11 protein-coding genes are annotated in these 12,351 nt (G+C 70.1%); 6 read left to right on the plus strand and 5 right to left on the minus strand.

All coding sequences use genetic code 11. The features are described 5' to 3' along the window. The first annotated feature begins 195 nt into the window (after window positions 1-195). Window positions 196-1,767, plus strand: coding sequence for a cellulose binding domain-containing protein (locus tag ACFYZZ_RS37270; RefSeq protein WP_389186009.1), 1,572 nt, complete (start codon window positions 196-198; stop codon window positions 1,765-1,767). A 17-nt stretch (window positions 1,768-1,784) separates the two neighbouring features. On the opposite strand, the gene ACFYZZ_RS37275 is transcribed toward ACFYZZ_RS37270, so the two are convergent. Both ACFYZZ_RS37275 and ACFYZZ_RS37280 read right to left on the minus strand, forming a co-directional pair. Then, a complete protein-coding gene (locus ACFYZZ_RS37275; protein WP_389186012.1) occupies window positions 1,785-2,306 on the minus strand; it encodes an RDD family protein in 522 nt (173 codons plus the stop codon). Between the two features lie 5 nt (window positions 2,307-2,311). Next, window positions 2,312-3,268 carry a hypothetical protein gene (locus tag ACFYZZ_RS37280; RefSeq protein ID WP_389186014.1) on the minus strand — a complete coding sequence of 319 codons (957 nt, stop codon included), beginning with the start codon at window positions 3,266-3,268 and terminating at the stop codon, window positions 2,312-2,314. A gap of 206 nt (window positions 3,269-3,474) precedes the next feature. Here ACFYZZ_RS37280 and ACFYZZ_RS37285 point away from each other — a divergent pair, with 206 nt between their 5' ends. Beyond that, entirely contained in the window at window positions 3,475-3,831 is a 357-nt protein-coding gene (locus tag ACFYZZ_RS37285; protein WP_389186017.1) for a carboxymuconolactone decarboxylase family protein, read from the plus strand. Window positions 3,832-3,928: 97 nt separating this feature from the next. On the opposite strand, the gene ACFYZZ_RS37290 is transcribed toward ACFYZZ_RS37285, so the two are convergent. After that, window positions 3,929-5,233, minus strand: a complete 1,305-nt coding sequence (locus ACFYZZ_RS37290) for a cytochrome P450 (RefSeq protein WP_389186020.1) — start codon at window positions 5,231-5,233, stop codon at window positions 3,929-3,931. A 295-nt stretch (window positions 5,234-5,528) separates the two neighbouring features. Between ACFYZZ_RS37290 and ACFYZZ_RS37295 the strand changes: the two genes are divergently transcribed. Beyond that, entirely contained in the window at window positions 5,529-7,157 is a 1,629-nt protein-coding gene (locus ACFYZZ_RS37295) for an FAD-dependent oxidoreductase (protein WP_389186428.1), read from the plus strand. Window positions 7,158-7,205: 48 nt separating this feature from the next. Continuing rightward, window positions 7,206-8,219 carry an amidohydrolase family protein gene (locus ACFYZZ_RS37300; protein ID WP_389186022.1) on the plus strand — a complete coding sequence of 338 codons (1,014 nt, stop codon included), beginning with the start codon at window positions 7,206-7,208 and terminating at the stop codon, window positions 8,217-8,219. 137 nt (window positions 8,220-8,356) lie between these two features. Here ACFYZZ_RS37300 and ACFYZZ_RS37305 read toward each other — a convergent pair whose 3' ends face one another. Continuing rightward, complete coding sequence (locus tag ACFYZZ_RS37305; protein WP_389186024.1) at window positions 8,357-9,451, minus strand: nitrous oxide reductase family maturation protein NosD; 1,095 nt, start codon at window positions 9,449-9,451, stop codon at window positions 8,357-8,359. 180 nt (window positions 9,452-9,631) lie between these two features. Between ACFYZZ_RS37305 and ACFYZZ_RS37310 the strand changes: the two genes are divergently transcribed. Next, entirely contained in the window at window positions 9,632-9,889 is a 258-nt protein-coding gene (locus ACFYZZ_RS37310; RefSeq protein WP_389186026.1) for a hypothetical protein, read from the plus strand. A 10-nt stretch (window positions 9,890-9,899) separates the two neighbouring features. On the opposite strand, the gene ACFYZZ_RS37315 is transcribed toward ACFYZZ_RS37310, so the two are convergent. Further along, window positions 9,900-11,393: an MFS transporter gene (locus ACFYZZ_RS37315; RefSeq protein WP_389186029.1), complete on the minus strand. Its 1,494-nt coding sequence runs from the start codon at window positions 11,391-11,393 to the stop codon at window positions 9,900-9,902. 181 nt (window positions 11,394-11,574) lie between these two features. Here ACFYZZ_RS37315 and ACFYZZ_RS37320 point away from each other — a divergent pair, with 181 nt between their 5' ends. Then, a complete protein-coding gene (locus tag ACFYZZ_RS37320) occupies window positions 11,575-12,294 on the plus strand; it encodes a lysophospholipid acyltransferase family protein (RefSeq protein ID WP_389186032.1) in 720 nt (239 codons plus the stop codon). Window positions 12,295-12,351 lie beyond the last annotated feature (57 nt).

Below are 12,351 nucleotides of genomic sequence, written 5' to 3' on the forward strand. Positions count from 1 at the left end.
ATGGGTCGCGGTCGGTGGACGAGCCGGGGGCCTCGCCGGTGCGAGCGCGCGGGCATGGTCCGTCAGGTCCCGGACGACGCAGTGCCCTTGACGCGGTTCCAGCCAATCGATATGTACATGCCATCACTTGGTATGGACCAATCCTGTGCGGCCTCGCGCGTCGACCCGGCGCCCGACCCCCCAGTGGAGGCAGCGATGCGAAGACCATCGGCACTCGTCGCCCTGTTCCTCGGCGCACTGCTCCTGCTCCTCACCCCACCGCCCGCACTCGCCGCGGGCTCGGCCACGGCGTCGTTCGCCAAGACCGCGACCTGGGACGGCGGTTACCAGGGCGCCTACACCCTCACCAACGGCGGCAGTACGACCGTGTCCGCCTGGACCGTCGAGTTCGACCTGCCCTCCGGCACCACGGTCGGCTCGTACTGGGACGCGCTGCTCACCCGGAGCGGCAGTCACTACACCTTCAAGAACCGTGAGTACAACGGCTCGTTGGCGCCGGGCGCGAGCACCACCTTCGGGTGGGTGTCGAGCGGCGCCGGCACACCGGCCGGCTGCCGGCTCAACGGCGCGCCCTGCACGGGTGGTTCGGGCGGCGGCGACACGACCCCGCCCGGCGTGCCCGGCGGGGTGACCGTGGGCTCCGCGTCCAGCTCGTCGCTGACCGTGCGGTGGACGGCCGCCACGGACGACTCCGGATCCGTCGCGGGCTACGACATCTCGCGCGACGGCGGCACACCCGTCACGGTGACCGGAACCTCGTACACGGCCACCGGACTGCAGGCGAACACGAGTTACTCGTTCCGCGTGCGGGCCCGGGACGCCGCGGGCAACGTCTCCGCCTACAGCGCGGCGGTCAGCGGTACGACCGCCTCCGGGGGCACCCGGCCGGGCGGCGGCGTGCACACCGCTCCGTACGTCGACATGGGTGCGTGGCCCACCCCGAGCATGCCCGACATGGCCTCCGCAAGCGGGCTCAAGAGCTACACCATGGCGTTCGTCACCGCCTCCGGCTGCAAGGCCATGTGGTTCAACGCCTATGACCCGCGAGGCGGCTGGGCCAAGGACCAGATCGACGCGATCCGGGCGAACGGCGGTGACGTGAAGGTCTCCTTCGGCGGCGCGTCCGGCATCGAACTGGCCCAGGCCTGCGACTCGGTGGACTCCCTCTACACCGAGTACAACGCGGTCGTGAACGCGTACGACCTGACCTATGTCGACTTCGACATCGAGGGTGCGGCCGTCGCCGACCCGGCCTCGATCAGCCGCCGTTCCCAGGCCCTGGCCCGTCTGCAGCAGGCCCACCCCGGGCTGCGGATCTCCCTCACGCTCCCCGTGCTCCCGGAGGGCCTCACCTCGGACGGCCTGAACGTGGTCAAGGCGGCGCGGGACGCCGGAGTCGACCTCGACCTCGTGAACCTCATGGCCATGGACTACTACCGGAGCGTCGACTACGGCGACGCCGCCCTCCAGGCCGCGCAGTCCACCTTCACCCAGCTGCGGTCGCTCTACCCCGGCAGGTCGGACGCCCAGCTGTGGGCGATGACCGGCGTGACTCCGATGCTCGGCCAGAACGACGACGGCCACGTCTACGACCAGAGCGACGCCCGCCAACTGGTCTCCTTCGCGCAGGACAAGCACCTCGGGGAGCTGGCCTTCTGGGAGGCGACCCGGGACCGCAACGCCTGCACCGGGGCCCTGTACCAGTGCACGAACGTCCCGCAGTCCCCCTACGAGTTCGCGAAGATCTTCGCGGCGTACACCGGCTGACCTGTCCTCGGTACCGCCTACGGCCGCTCGCCCGCGCCATGACCCGGTGGACCGGGCGAGCCGGCCGGACCGGGGTGGGGCCGCGCGTGGCCGTACCAGTCGTGCACCACGGCACTGCCCACCAGCAGGTCCTGAACGGAGGCCCGGCGCCTGCTGGCCGGGATCCACAGCAGTCCCAGCGGGAAGAGGAGGTACAGGACGGCCCGCAGCACGGCGGGGACGAGGGTGAGGCGGGCACCGGACCGGCCGGTCACCCGCAGGCCCATCAACTGGTCACCGACGGTGCGCCCGACCGTGCACCAGCTGCCCGCGAGATAGACGGCCGCGAGCGCGGAGCCGAATCCCGTGGTGCCCCACAGGCCGAGATGCGGCGCCGAGAACGGGGGCCCCAGCAGCAGATACCGCAACGCCGCATAACCGAACTGAACGGCCGAGACCGCGCCGAGCACGACGAGGACGTCCACGACGGCGGCCACGGTACGCGTGACGATCCCGGCCGGCAGTCCCTGGGCGACCGCCGGACCGGGCGCACGGGCCATCGAGGTCACTGCACCTCCGGTCCCTCGCGTCCCCCGACGGACGGCGGCTCACCGTCGGCCGGCTCCGGAGGGGATCCGGCGCGATGCAGCAGCCGGTCGGTGAACCGGTCCACGAACCGGTCGGCGCGGGCGTTCTGCTCACGGAACGCGTCCAGCGTCTCCGCCGTCATGCTGCCCCCGGTGTCCCGGACGATCCGCCCGACGTCCAGCTCCTCCAGCACCTGCTCGGTGTACGCCGCCAGGTCCACCCGGGCCAGCAGCGCGTCGAGGTCGATGCGCCGGGCCACCCGGTCGACGTCCAGCCGCTCCGCCACCGCGTCCACGTCGATCCGGTCGATGGCGGCGTCGAGGTCGATCCGGGACAGCAGGGCGTCGACGTCGACCCGGGCCAGCACGGCGTCCAGGTCCACGCGGGCGAGGACCGCGTCGAGGTCGACCTGGGCCAGCAGGGCGTCGAGGTCGACGCGCCGGGCCACGCGGTCCACGTCGAGACGGTCGGCCACGGCGTCGAGGTCCAGCTCGTCTACGACGGCCGCCGTCACCGCCCGGACGAGCGCCCGCACCAGGTCCCCGGCCTGGTTCCGCGACCGCTCCCGCTCCGCCGCTCCCCGCGCGCTCCAGTACGCGATGCGGCGGTCCGCCGCACTCCGCACCGTCGACGGCACGAGCAGCCGGGTCGCGGCGCCGGCCCAGCGCCCGGCCCGGTCGGCCGTGCCCACGACCCTGGACACCGACCGCCGCTTCACCTCCAGGGCGAATCCGAGCAGGGCGTCGCCCAGGGGCGCCGGCGCACCCACCGGACGCGGAGTCCCGGAACGAACCGCGGACACGGCCTGCGACGCCAGGTCGGCCAGCCCCAGGACCAGCCGCGTCACCCCCGGTGGTACGGGGCCCACGAGGCCGTCGTCGCCGCTCCCACCCGTCGGCGCGGAGGCGGGCGAGTCGCCCACGGACCTGCTCATGCCGGTATCGGACCATCGCGGGCCGCGGCCCGCCCTCACCCACCAGGGGTGACCTGCCCCGGCCGACCGGACGGCGTGTGCACACCGGCCGGATCACGGTCACCGCCGTGTCCGACAGCCTCACCCGCGTCGGGTGAGCAAAGGGCGCCGGGCAGCCGCCTACGGTGAACGGGCCCCAGACGGCAGACTCCGGAAGGCGATCCCCCATGCCCACCACATCAGACGCTCCCGTCCTCGACACGCTGGCCGCCATGACGATCGACTCGATAGAGCGCTGCGGCATGGACGCCCGCACCCTCATCCTGACCCGCATCGCCGCGCTCGTGGCCATGGACGCACCGGCGATCTCCTACCTCGCCCACGTCGACCCGGCGGTCAAGGCCGAACTGACCGTGGAGCAGCTGCAGGACGTCCTCGTGGCGATCGCCCCCGTCGTCGGCACCGCGCGCGTGATGTCGGCCGCGGGCCACATCGCCCAGGCCTTCGGCGTGGCCATCGCCCTGGCCGATGCAGAGGCCCAGTCCATCGCCGTGGCCGAGGCCCGGAGCCGGGACAGCGCCTGAACCCGGGCAACAACGGCTCGTCCCTGTGCCTGTGTGGCGACGTCAGTTCGAAACCGACCTGACGGACCGAGGGACGAGCCGTTGCTCTACCTGAGTCTCACGCGATGTCGGGCATCCCGGATGCCCAGTCGTCCAGAACCCTGGAGGGGTCCAGTGCGACGGGCAGCTCGGTCAGGCCGCGGAACGCGGGGAAGGGCACGGTCAGCCACTTGGCCTCGTCGGCCGGCAGGGCCAGGGAGAGCTTCGGGAAGCGGCGGAAGAGCGAGGCCAGGGCGATCTGCATCTCCATCCTGGCCAGCGGTGCGCCGAGGCAGTAGTGCGGGCCCGTACCGAATCCCAGATGGTTGCTCTGCACGCCCGGCCGGGCGATGTCGAAGGTGTCGGGGTTCTCGAACGCGGCGGCGTCCCGGTTGGCCGAGGTGACCGCGATCTGCACCAGCGAGCCCTTGGGAATGAGCGTCCCCGCGATGGTGATGTCCTCGAGCGCGTGACGGAAGGTCGCGTTCTCGACCGAGCCCTCGAAGCGGATGATCTCCTCGATGGCGTTCGGGAGGAGTTCGGGCGAGTCGATCACCTGCTGGAGCTGCTCGGGATGCGTGAGCAGTGTGAAGACGGCGTTGCCGATGAGGTAGGCGGTCGTCTTGTGGCCGGCGAACAGCAGCACCCACAGCGTGGACAGCAACTCGCCGTCCGTCAGCGACTCCTGCTCGTCCCGCGTCTGGATGAGGACGCTCAGCAGGTCGTCCTCGGGGGCCTTCCGCTTACGGGCGATCAGGACCTCGAAGTACTCCCGGAGCGCGGTCTCGGCCTCGGCCAGCCGGTCCTTGTCCTTCTTGCTGAAACCGGTCTTCGCGACGACGCTGCACCACTGCTGGACCTCGTCCCTCTCCTCCTCGGGGACGCCGATCAGCTCGCAGATCACCTGGAGGGGCAGCGGGAAGGCGAAGGCCGACAGGAGATCGACGGACTGCAGGGTGGAGCACTTGTCGAGCAGCGCGTCGGTGATCTCCTGGATCCGGGGGCGCAGGGCCTCGATACGGCGGGGCACGAAGGCACGGTTGACGATCCGGCGCAGCCTCGTGTGCTTCGGCGGGTCGGCGAACAGCATGTTGTCGTCCAGGGCGATGGAGGAGTCGCCGAAGATGGAACGGTAGGCATCGATGGCCGCGTACATGTCCTTGCTGATCCGCGGGTCGGCCAGAGCTGCCTTCGCGTCCTCGAACCCCGTGATGAGGTACGAGTCCACACCGTGCGGCGGGGTGAGACGGCACACGGGCGCGTTCTCCCGCAGATGCCGATAGAGAGGGTGCGGGTTGGACCGGTATTCGGGGCAACCGCGGGATGCCGCATCCACTGCCCGGGCTGTCTCGTCCGCGGTCTCCTGCTCTTGCATCTGAGTCATCGACGGCCCTTCTTCTCTTTCCCGCAGTGGCACGAGTCGGCTGAACGCCGGAACGCAGGAATGCATTGACGCCACGCGCAACGGGAAAACGCGATTCACCCTGACGCTGACCGACATCGTCGGCACGGTGCGGTCACGGAATGACGAGTGCGCCGTCCGAGGGAAGGCTCGATTGCCGACCCGGGGTGCGTATGACAGGTTCGAAACCAGGGCCGCCATGAATTCGAGTTGCTGCCCGAACCACCGCTGGGTCACTGGAGGAGGACGGGCCTTGGACAGGCGCGACGAAGAAGAAATGGTGCCGGTATTGATCGTGGGCGGTTCGCTTGTCGGACTGTCCGCGTCGGTGTTTCTGGGCAGACTGGGCGTCAGCCATATGGTCGTCGAACGCCGGGCCGCCACTTCCGAACACCCCCGGGGCCGGGGGAACAACATGCGGACCATGGAGTTGTTCCGCACCGCCGGCCTGGAACCGGACATCAGAAAGGCCGCGGCCAACCTGTCCGGCAATCACGGCATCATGCAGACGGACAGACTGTCGGGCGGTGAGAGCAGATGGCTCTCGGCCCGGCTCACCGGCGGGAAGCCCCCCGAGAAGGACGTGTGCTCCACCCTGCGGTGCGCCTGCAGCCAGAACGACCTGGAGCCGGTCCTGCTGGAGCACGCCCGTCGACTGGGCGGGGACGTGCGCTTCGGTACGGAGCTGGTCTCCTTCGCCGAGGGTCCGGACGGCGTGACGTGCGAACTGCGCGAACGGGAGAGCGGCCGGACGTACACGGTGCGCACGGCCTACCTCCTGGCGGCCGACGGGCCGCGCAGCCCCGTGCGCGAGCGCCTGGGCATCGGACAGAGCGGAGGGGGCGACCTGTTCCACAACGTCAGCGTCACCTTCCGCAGCAAGCTCCTGGGCGAAGTGGTGGGCGATCAGCGCTTCCTCGTCTGCTACCTGAACGGGACCGAGGGCGACGGGGTCCTGCTGCCCGTCGACAACGAGGAGAAGTGGGTCTTCCACATCCCGTGGTTCCCCGAGCGCGGCCAGACGCTCGAGTACTTCACCGACACGCGCATCGCGGACCACGTCAGGGCCGCCGCCGGCGTACGGGACCTGGACGTCGAGGTCACCGGGCGTGCTCCGTGGCACGCGGCGGACCGGGTCGCCGACCGCTACCGGCAGGGACGCGTCTTCCTCATCGGTGACTCGGCCCACGAGATGCCCCCCACCGGCGCGTTCGGATCCAACACAGGCATCCAGGACGCTCACAACCTGGCCTGGAAGATCACCGCGGTACTGCGCGGCTGGGCGGGAGAGGGCCTGCTGGACACCTACGAGAACGAACGGCGCCCGGTCGCCCTGGCCACGATCACCCGGGCCATCGAGCAAGCGGCACGCGAGGAGCACCCCGGCTACGCCGCCGCGCAGGGCCCGAGCCAGAGCACGGACCTGATGACCGTGGCCCTCGGCTACCGCTACCTCTCCACGGCCGTGTCCGGCGCGGACACCGAAGCGCCGACCATCCCGGAGACACTACGCCTGCAGGCGGACCCCGGTACCCGGGCCCCGCACATGACCGTCGTGCACAACGGGGACACCAAGTCGACCGTCGATCTGTACGAGCGGTGCTTCGTTCTGCTCTCGGGCCTTTCGGACGGGCCGTGGCCGTCAGCCGCCCAGGCCGCGGCGGCCAAGCTCGACGTCCCCCTGGTGTCCTACCGCATCGGCGTCGGCCCGGACTTCGACCTGGACACCACGGCCGCCCACGGCACCGATGGCGGTGGCGCGGACTGGGCTGCCGTCCACGGCGTCACTCCTCAGGGCGCGGTGCTCGTCCGCCCCGACGGAATCGTCGCCTGGCGCTCCGCAGACCTCCCCGCGAACCCCGCGGCCGAGCTGACGCATGTCCTCGAAGGCCTCCTCAGCCGCTGATCCCGCTCTCCGACGCCCCCGGACCCTTCCACCGTAGGGAGCCCTTCCATGCCGACCGACCTGCAAGCTCCGGGCGACATAGGCCACCGCACCGCACTGGGCGACGACGACGCCCGACACGAACGAATAGACGTCCACCACCACTACACCGCCCCCGAATGGCTGCGGTGGGCCGAGAAGAACGGGTTCGCGGACCGTGGCAGCCTGCCGCCGTGGACCCGGTGGGACGAAACCGCCGCCCTGGACCTGATGGATCGGACGGGCACGCGCACCAGCGTCCTCACCGTCGCCATGCTGGGACGCTTCAAGGAGGCGGCGGCACGCAAGGAGAGCACGCGTGTCGCGCTCGACGCGGCCGGCGCCCTGGCCACCAGGCACTCCGGCCGCTTCGCCTTCTTCACACCGATCTTCCTCGACGACGCCGAACTCTCCCGCTGGTCCGTCTCCCACGGAATGGACCAGCTCGGGGCCGTAGGCGTCAGTGCGCGCACCAGCACGGGCGACACGTACCTGGGCGACCCCGCACTCGACCCGATCATGGCGGAACTGGACGAACGCGCCGCCGTGATCAGCACGCACCCCATGCAGGTGAGCACCTCCGGCGCCCCCCAGGGCGTACCGCCGTTCGTGTGCGACTTCCTCATGGACACCACCCGCGCCGCCCTGAGCCTGATCATGAACGGCGCGCTGGACCGCTTTCCGCGGCTCACCTTCATCCTCCCGCACGGCGGCGGGTACCTCCCCTACATCGCGAGCCGGATCGAGGTCTTCGGCCGCCAGCTCGTCCCCGCCGTCGACCCCGGGCGCGTCCGCGACTACCTGCACCGCTTCTACTACGACACGGCCGCGCCCATGTCTCCGTCGGCCACCCCCACTCTGCTGGCCGCCGCGGGTTCCTCCCGGATCCTCTACGGAAGCGACTGGCCCCCCACCCCCACGCGCGTGGTCACCGAGGTGACCACCCCCGCTCTGGACGGGGATCCCGCCCTCGGGATCCGGGAACGCGGCCACATCAACCGCGGGAACGCCCTGCGTCTGCTGCCCGCACTCGCTCCTGCCTGAGCGCGCCCGGGACCGTCACGCGGGCCACGCTCACCAACCGGTGCAACGGCAGTGTCCCTTCGTACCGCTCGCGGGGGAGCGACGCGAAGGGACACTGCCCGGTTCACGGAGCCGCACGGCCGACGGGCCGGCTCAGCTCAGCACAGTCCGGCCGGGATCGAGACCCGGCAGAGGTTGCCGCGGAAGAGGTTGCTGCCCTTCGAGGCGTTCTGGTTGACCAGGTCGGCCGGGGCGTTGCCGGTGAACATGTTCTTGTCGACGCGGTTCTTGTCGTTGACCGCGCCGACGTTGCCCTTGAGCAGCACGACCCCGCCCGACAGCGGCGACCGGCCGCTGTTGCCCGCGACCATGTTGTGCGTCAGCAGAACGCTCTCCGCACCGGACAGTACGATCCCGGAGCCCTGCACGAACGGCAGCCGGGCCGTCTTGGCGCAGTACTTGTTGTTGCGCAGCACATAGTTCTCACTGATGGTGAGTGCGCCGGCCCGGGGCTTGTTCTCGTCTCCGATCACGATCATCCCGGTGCAGTTCCCGGTCATGTAGTTCCGCTGGACCGTGAGGTTTCGCAGGCGCAGGACCGTCAGGCCGTTCCGGTTGCCCTCCAGGGTGTTCCCGTCCACGACCAGGCCCCGGCTGTCCGTGGCCCCCTTCTCCGACATCGTCGTGTTGGCGAGGTACAGGCCGGCGTCACCGTTGTCGCGGGCGACGTTGTTCTTGAACACGCCGCGTGTGGAGTGCTCCTGCGAGATGCCCCACTGGCCGTTCTTCTCGGCCCTCACCCGCTGCACGGTCAGGTGGTCGGTGGCCATGGACCACAGACCGACCCGGGAGAAGCCCGTCAGCTTCAGGTCGGAGACGGTCACGTCCGCGACGGGCTTGTCCCTGAGCCCGATCACGCAGATGCCCTTGCCGCCCTCCACGCAGCCGACCGCTGCCTTGGGGCTGGGGGCGGCCTTCTTCGCGGGAGGAGGCACGATCACGGTGCGCGGACCGACACCGCGGAGGGTCAGTCCGGAGGTTTTGACCGTGACACTCTCGTGGTAGGTGCCGGCCTGCACCAGGACCGTGTCACCGGCGCGGGCGGCGTCCACCGCCTTCTGGATCGACTCACCCGGGTGCACCGTCAAGGTCCGCGCGGACGGGAGGGAGACCGCCGAGGCCGGGAAAGCGCCTGGGCCCGCACCGAGAAGTACGGCGACGAACGCGGCGTACCGCACATGGTTCCGTTTCATGTCCGGAACGTAGGACCGAATGTGCGGATGCCCGCGCGACACTCGCCCGCATGCCTCCCAACGGGCGTAAAGGTTCACATCACCGGCCGCGTACGGACGACGTCGGAGTAGCAGCGGTGGCAGCCCCGTCGGGCCGTACCTAGGCTCGCTAGCGGAAACGAGCCCACGGGAGGAAAGAGAATGCCGCAAGTCGACGAAAAAGAGATCCGCGTTGGCGCGATCGACAGCGTGGCTCAGCCTCGAACACTCACGGGTGTTCTGCGTTCCGCGGTCAAACAGACCAACCTGCTCCCGGTTTTCCTGGTCCTCACGGCCATGATGATGGCACTGTGGCTCACGGGAATGCCCTTCCTGCAGGCCTTGACCATTTCGACCGCGGTGAAGATTTCGATGGTTCTTTTCGCAGCGCGTCGGCTGCCTTGCGCCTCGAAGGACTGACGCACGGCGGTCATCTCTGTTCCGATGGCTGAGGACCGCCCTCCACGCCCCGCCGCTGCGTCGCTGTGAGGTCGTCGCGGCCCGGATGCGCGCGGCGCTCCCGCAGATCGGCCACGGCCAGGACGAGGGCGACGAGGATGATGGCCATGGCGGTGAGCAGCCCGAGCTGAAGGGCCGTCGTGGCACGGCCGTGGTTGGCGAGGTGCGCGAAATACACGGCGCCGACCACGGCGATACCCACGGCCGAGCCGATGCGCTGGCCGGTCTGCATCACCCCGCCGGCCGCACCGGCCCGTCGTACCGGCACGGGCACAAGGGTGAGGGTCGTGTTGGGTGAGACCGTGAGACCGGACCCGATCCCGGCGACGACCAGCGGCAGCGCCATGGCCCAGCCCACGCCCTCGCCGGGCACCAGCTGAACGGCCGACACGACGCCGAGCAGCCCGAGAACCACCGCGCTCAGGCCGATGACGACCAGGCTGCGGCCGTAACGCATCACCAGCCGTCCCCCGAAGACCGCGCCGACCGCCGAAGCGGCCGCGAACGGCAGGATCGTCACGCCGGCGGCGAGGGCGCTGTATGCCACGGAGTTCTGCAGGAACAGTGACAGGACGAAGAAAATGGTGGTGAGCCCGGCGAAGAACGTGAGGCTGATCAGGGTGCCGAGCGTGAAGGAGCGCAGGGAGAAGAGCCCGAGGTCGACCAGCGGCGCCTTGCCCCGGCCGCCTTGGATCCTCTCCCACGCCCAGAAAGCCCCCAGCAGCAGTACGCCCACCGGGAGCAGTACCCACTTCGCCCGCCCCTGCCACTGCTGTTCCTGGACCAGGGGCAGCAGCAACGCGAGCACGCCCGTGCCGAGGAGCAGTAGGCCCAAAGGATCGAACGTCTCCCGTCTGTCGCGCGGCACCGGGAGGCGGGGCAGCAGCCGGTGCCCCGCGATGAGGGCGGCCACCCCGATGGGCACGTTGACGAAGAACACCCAGCGCCAGCCGTCGTCCGTGCCGAACGCCTGGATCAGCACTCCGCCCGCGAGCGGGCCCACCGCGGTGGACACGGCGACGACGCTGCCGTGGAAACCGAAAGCCCGAGCCCGCTCGGCACCTTGGAACATCTGCTGGATCAGGCCGGAGGTCTGCGGTGCGACCACACCGGCGGCCGCACCCTGGATCAGACGGAACACCACCAACCAGGTGGGGCCGGCAGCGAGGCCGCACCCCACCGACGCGGCCGTGAACATGCCGAGGCCGAACAACAGCGCCTGGCGGCGCCCACGCAGGTCGCCCAGTCGCCCCGCCGGCGCCAGCGCGAGCCCGAAGGCGAGGGCGTACCCGGACACCACCCAGGACTGGGTGGCTTCGGAGGCACCGAGCCCGCGCTCCATGGAAGGCAGAGCCACGTTCACGATCGAGACGTCGAGCAGTGAGATGAAGCCCGCGGCCAGACAGACCCCGAGCGCTTTCCACCGCCGGTCGTCGAGAGCGGGCCGGTCCGTTTCTGTGGTCATGTGATCACGCTATGCATGCATGACCGGTCGCACCAGCGGGGAACGGGCGCCGGGGCGGCGATACGGGGCGGCCATCACACCTGACCATCTGTCAGTGAACTCAATAAAGTGTCAGCATGAGACCGGCTGAGCACAGCTACAGGTGACCACAGGCGCGCATGAGCAAAGTGAGGGACGAACCGTGTTCTACTACGTGCTCAAGTACGTGCTGCTGGGCCCCTTGCTCAGACTGGTCTTCCGCCCCCGGATCGAGGGGCTGGAGAACGTGCCGGCGTCGGGGCCGGCGATCGTCGCGGGGAACCATCTGTCCTTCTCCGACCACTTCCTGATGCCGGCGATGCTGAAGCGGCGCATCACCTTCCTCGCCAAGGCGGAGTACTTCACCGGGCCCGGCATCAAGGGCCGGCTCACCGCGTTCTTCTTCCGCAGCGCCGGCCAGATCCCGGTGGACCGCTCCGGCAAGGACGCGGGACAGGCCGCGATCCGCGAGGGGCTCGGGGTGCTGAGCAAGGGCGAGCTGCTGGGCATCTATCCGGAGGGCACCCGCTCGCACGACGGCCGGCTGTACAAGGGCAAGGTGGGGGTCGCGGTCATGGCGCTGAAGGCGGGGGTGCCGGTGGTGCCCTGTGCGATGATCGGCACCTTCGAGGCGCAGCCGCCCGGCAAGGTCATTCCGAACATCCACCCCGTGGTCATCCGTTTCGGCAAGCCGCTCGACTTCTCCCGCTACGCCGGTATGGAGCACGAGAAGGCCATCCTGCGGGCCGTCACCGACGAGATCATGTACGCGATCCTCTCGCTGTCCGAGCAGGAGTACGTCGACCGGTACGCGGCCGTCGTGAAGGCGGAGCAGGCGGCCGAGAAGAAGGAGCGCAAGTTCCCGCGGGCGCCGCTCAGCTGATCTGCCGTCGGCAGAACGGCTCCGCCACGAGCGTGCCGCATGCCTAGGCTCGCCGCA

Origin of the sequence: Streptomyces sp. NPDC001816 (assembly GCF_042892235.1) — a bacterium.
In the GTDB taxonomy this organism is placed as follows: Bacteria; Actinomycetota; Actinomycetes; order Streptomycetales; family Streptomycetaceae; genus Streptomyces.

Excerpts from the sequence above, each read along its gene's own strand:
- ACFYZZ_RS37270 (WP_389186009.1), top strand. The coding sequence starts at position 196 with ATGCGAAGACCATCGGCACTCGTCGCCCTGTTCCTCGGCGCACTGCTC.
- ACFYZZ_RS37275 (WP_389186012.1), bottom strand. The coding sequence starts at position 2,306 with ATGGCCCGTGCGCCCGGTCCGGCGGTCGCCCAGGGACTGCCGGCCGGG.
- ACFYZZ_RS37280 (WP_389186014.1), bottom strand. The coding sequence starts at position 3,268 with ATGAGCAGGTCCGTGGGCGACTCGCCCGCCTCCGCGCCGACGGGTGGG.
- ACFYZZ_RS37285 (WP_389186017.1), top strand. The coding sequence starts at position 3,475 with ATGCCCACCACATCAGACGCTCCCGTCCTCGACACGCTGGCCGCCATG.
- ACFYZZ_RS37290 (WP_389186020.1), bottom strand. The coding sequence starts at position 5,233 with ATGACTCAGATGCAAGAGCAGGAGACCGCGGACGAGACAGCCCGGGCA.
- ACFYZZ_RS37295 (WP_389186428.1), top strand. The coding sequence starts at position 5,529 with ATGGTGCCGGTATTGATCGTGGGCGGTTCGCTTGTCGGACTGTCCGCG.
- ACFYZZ_RS37300 (WP_389186022.1), top strand. The coding sequence starts at position 7,206 with ATGCCGACCGACCTGCAAGCTCCGGGCGACATAGGCCACCGCACCGCA.
- ACFYZZ_RS37305 (WP_389186024.1), bottom strand. The coding sequence starts at position 9,451 with ATGAAACGGAACCATGTGCGGTACGCCGCGTTCGTCGCCGTACTTCTC.
- ACFYZZ_RS37310 (WP_389186026.1), top strand. The coding sequence starts at position 9,632 with ATGCCGCAAGTCGACGAAAAAGAGATCCGCGTTGGCGCGATCGACAGC.
- ACFYZZ_RS37315 (WP_389186029.1), bottom strand. The coding sequence starts at position 11,393 with ATGACCACAGAAACGGACCGGCCCGCTCTCGACGACCGGCGGTGGAAA.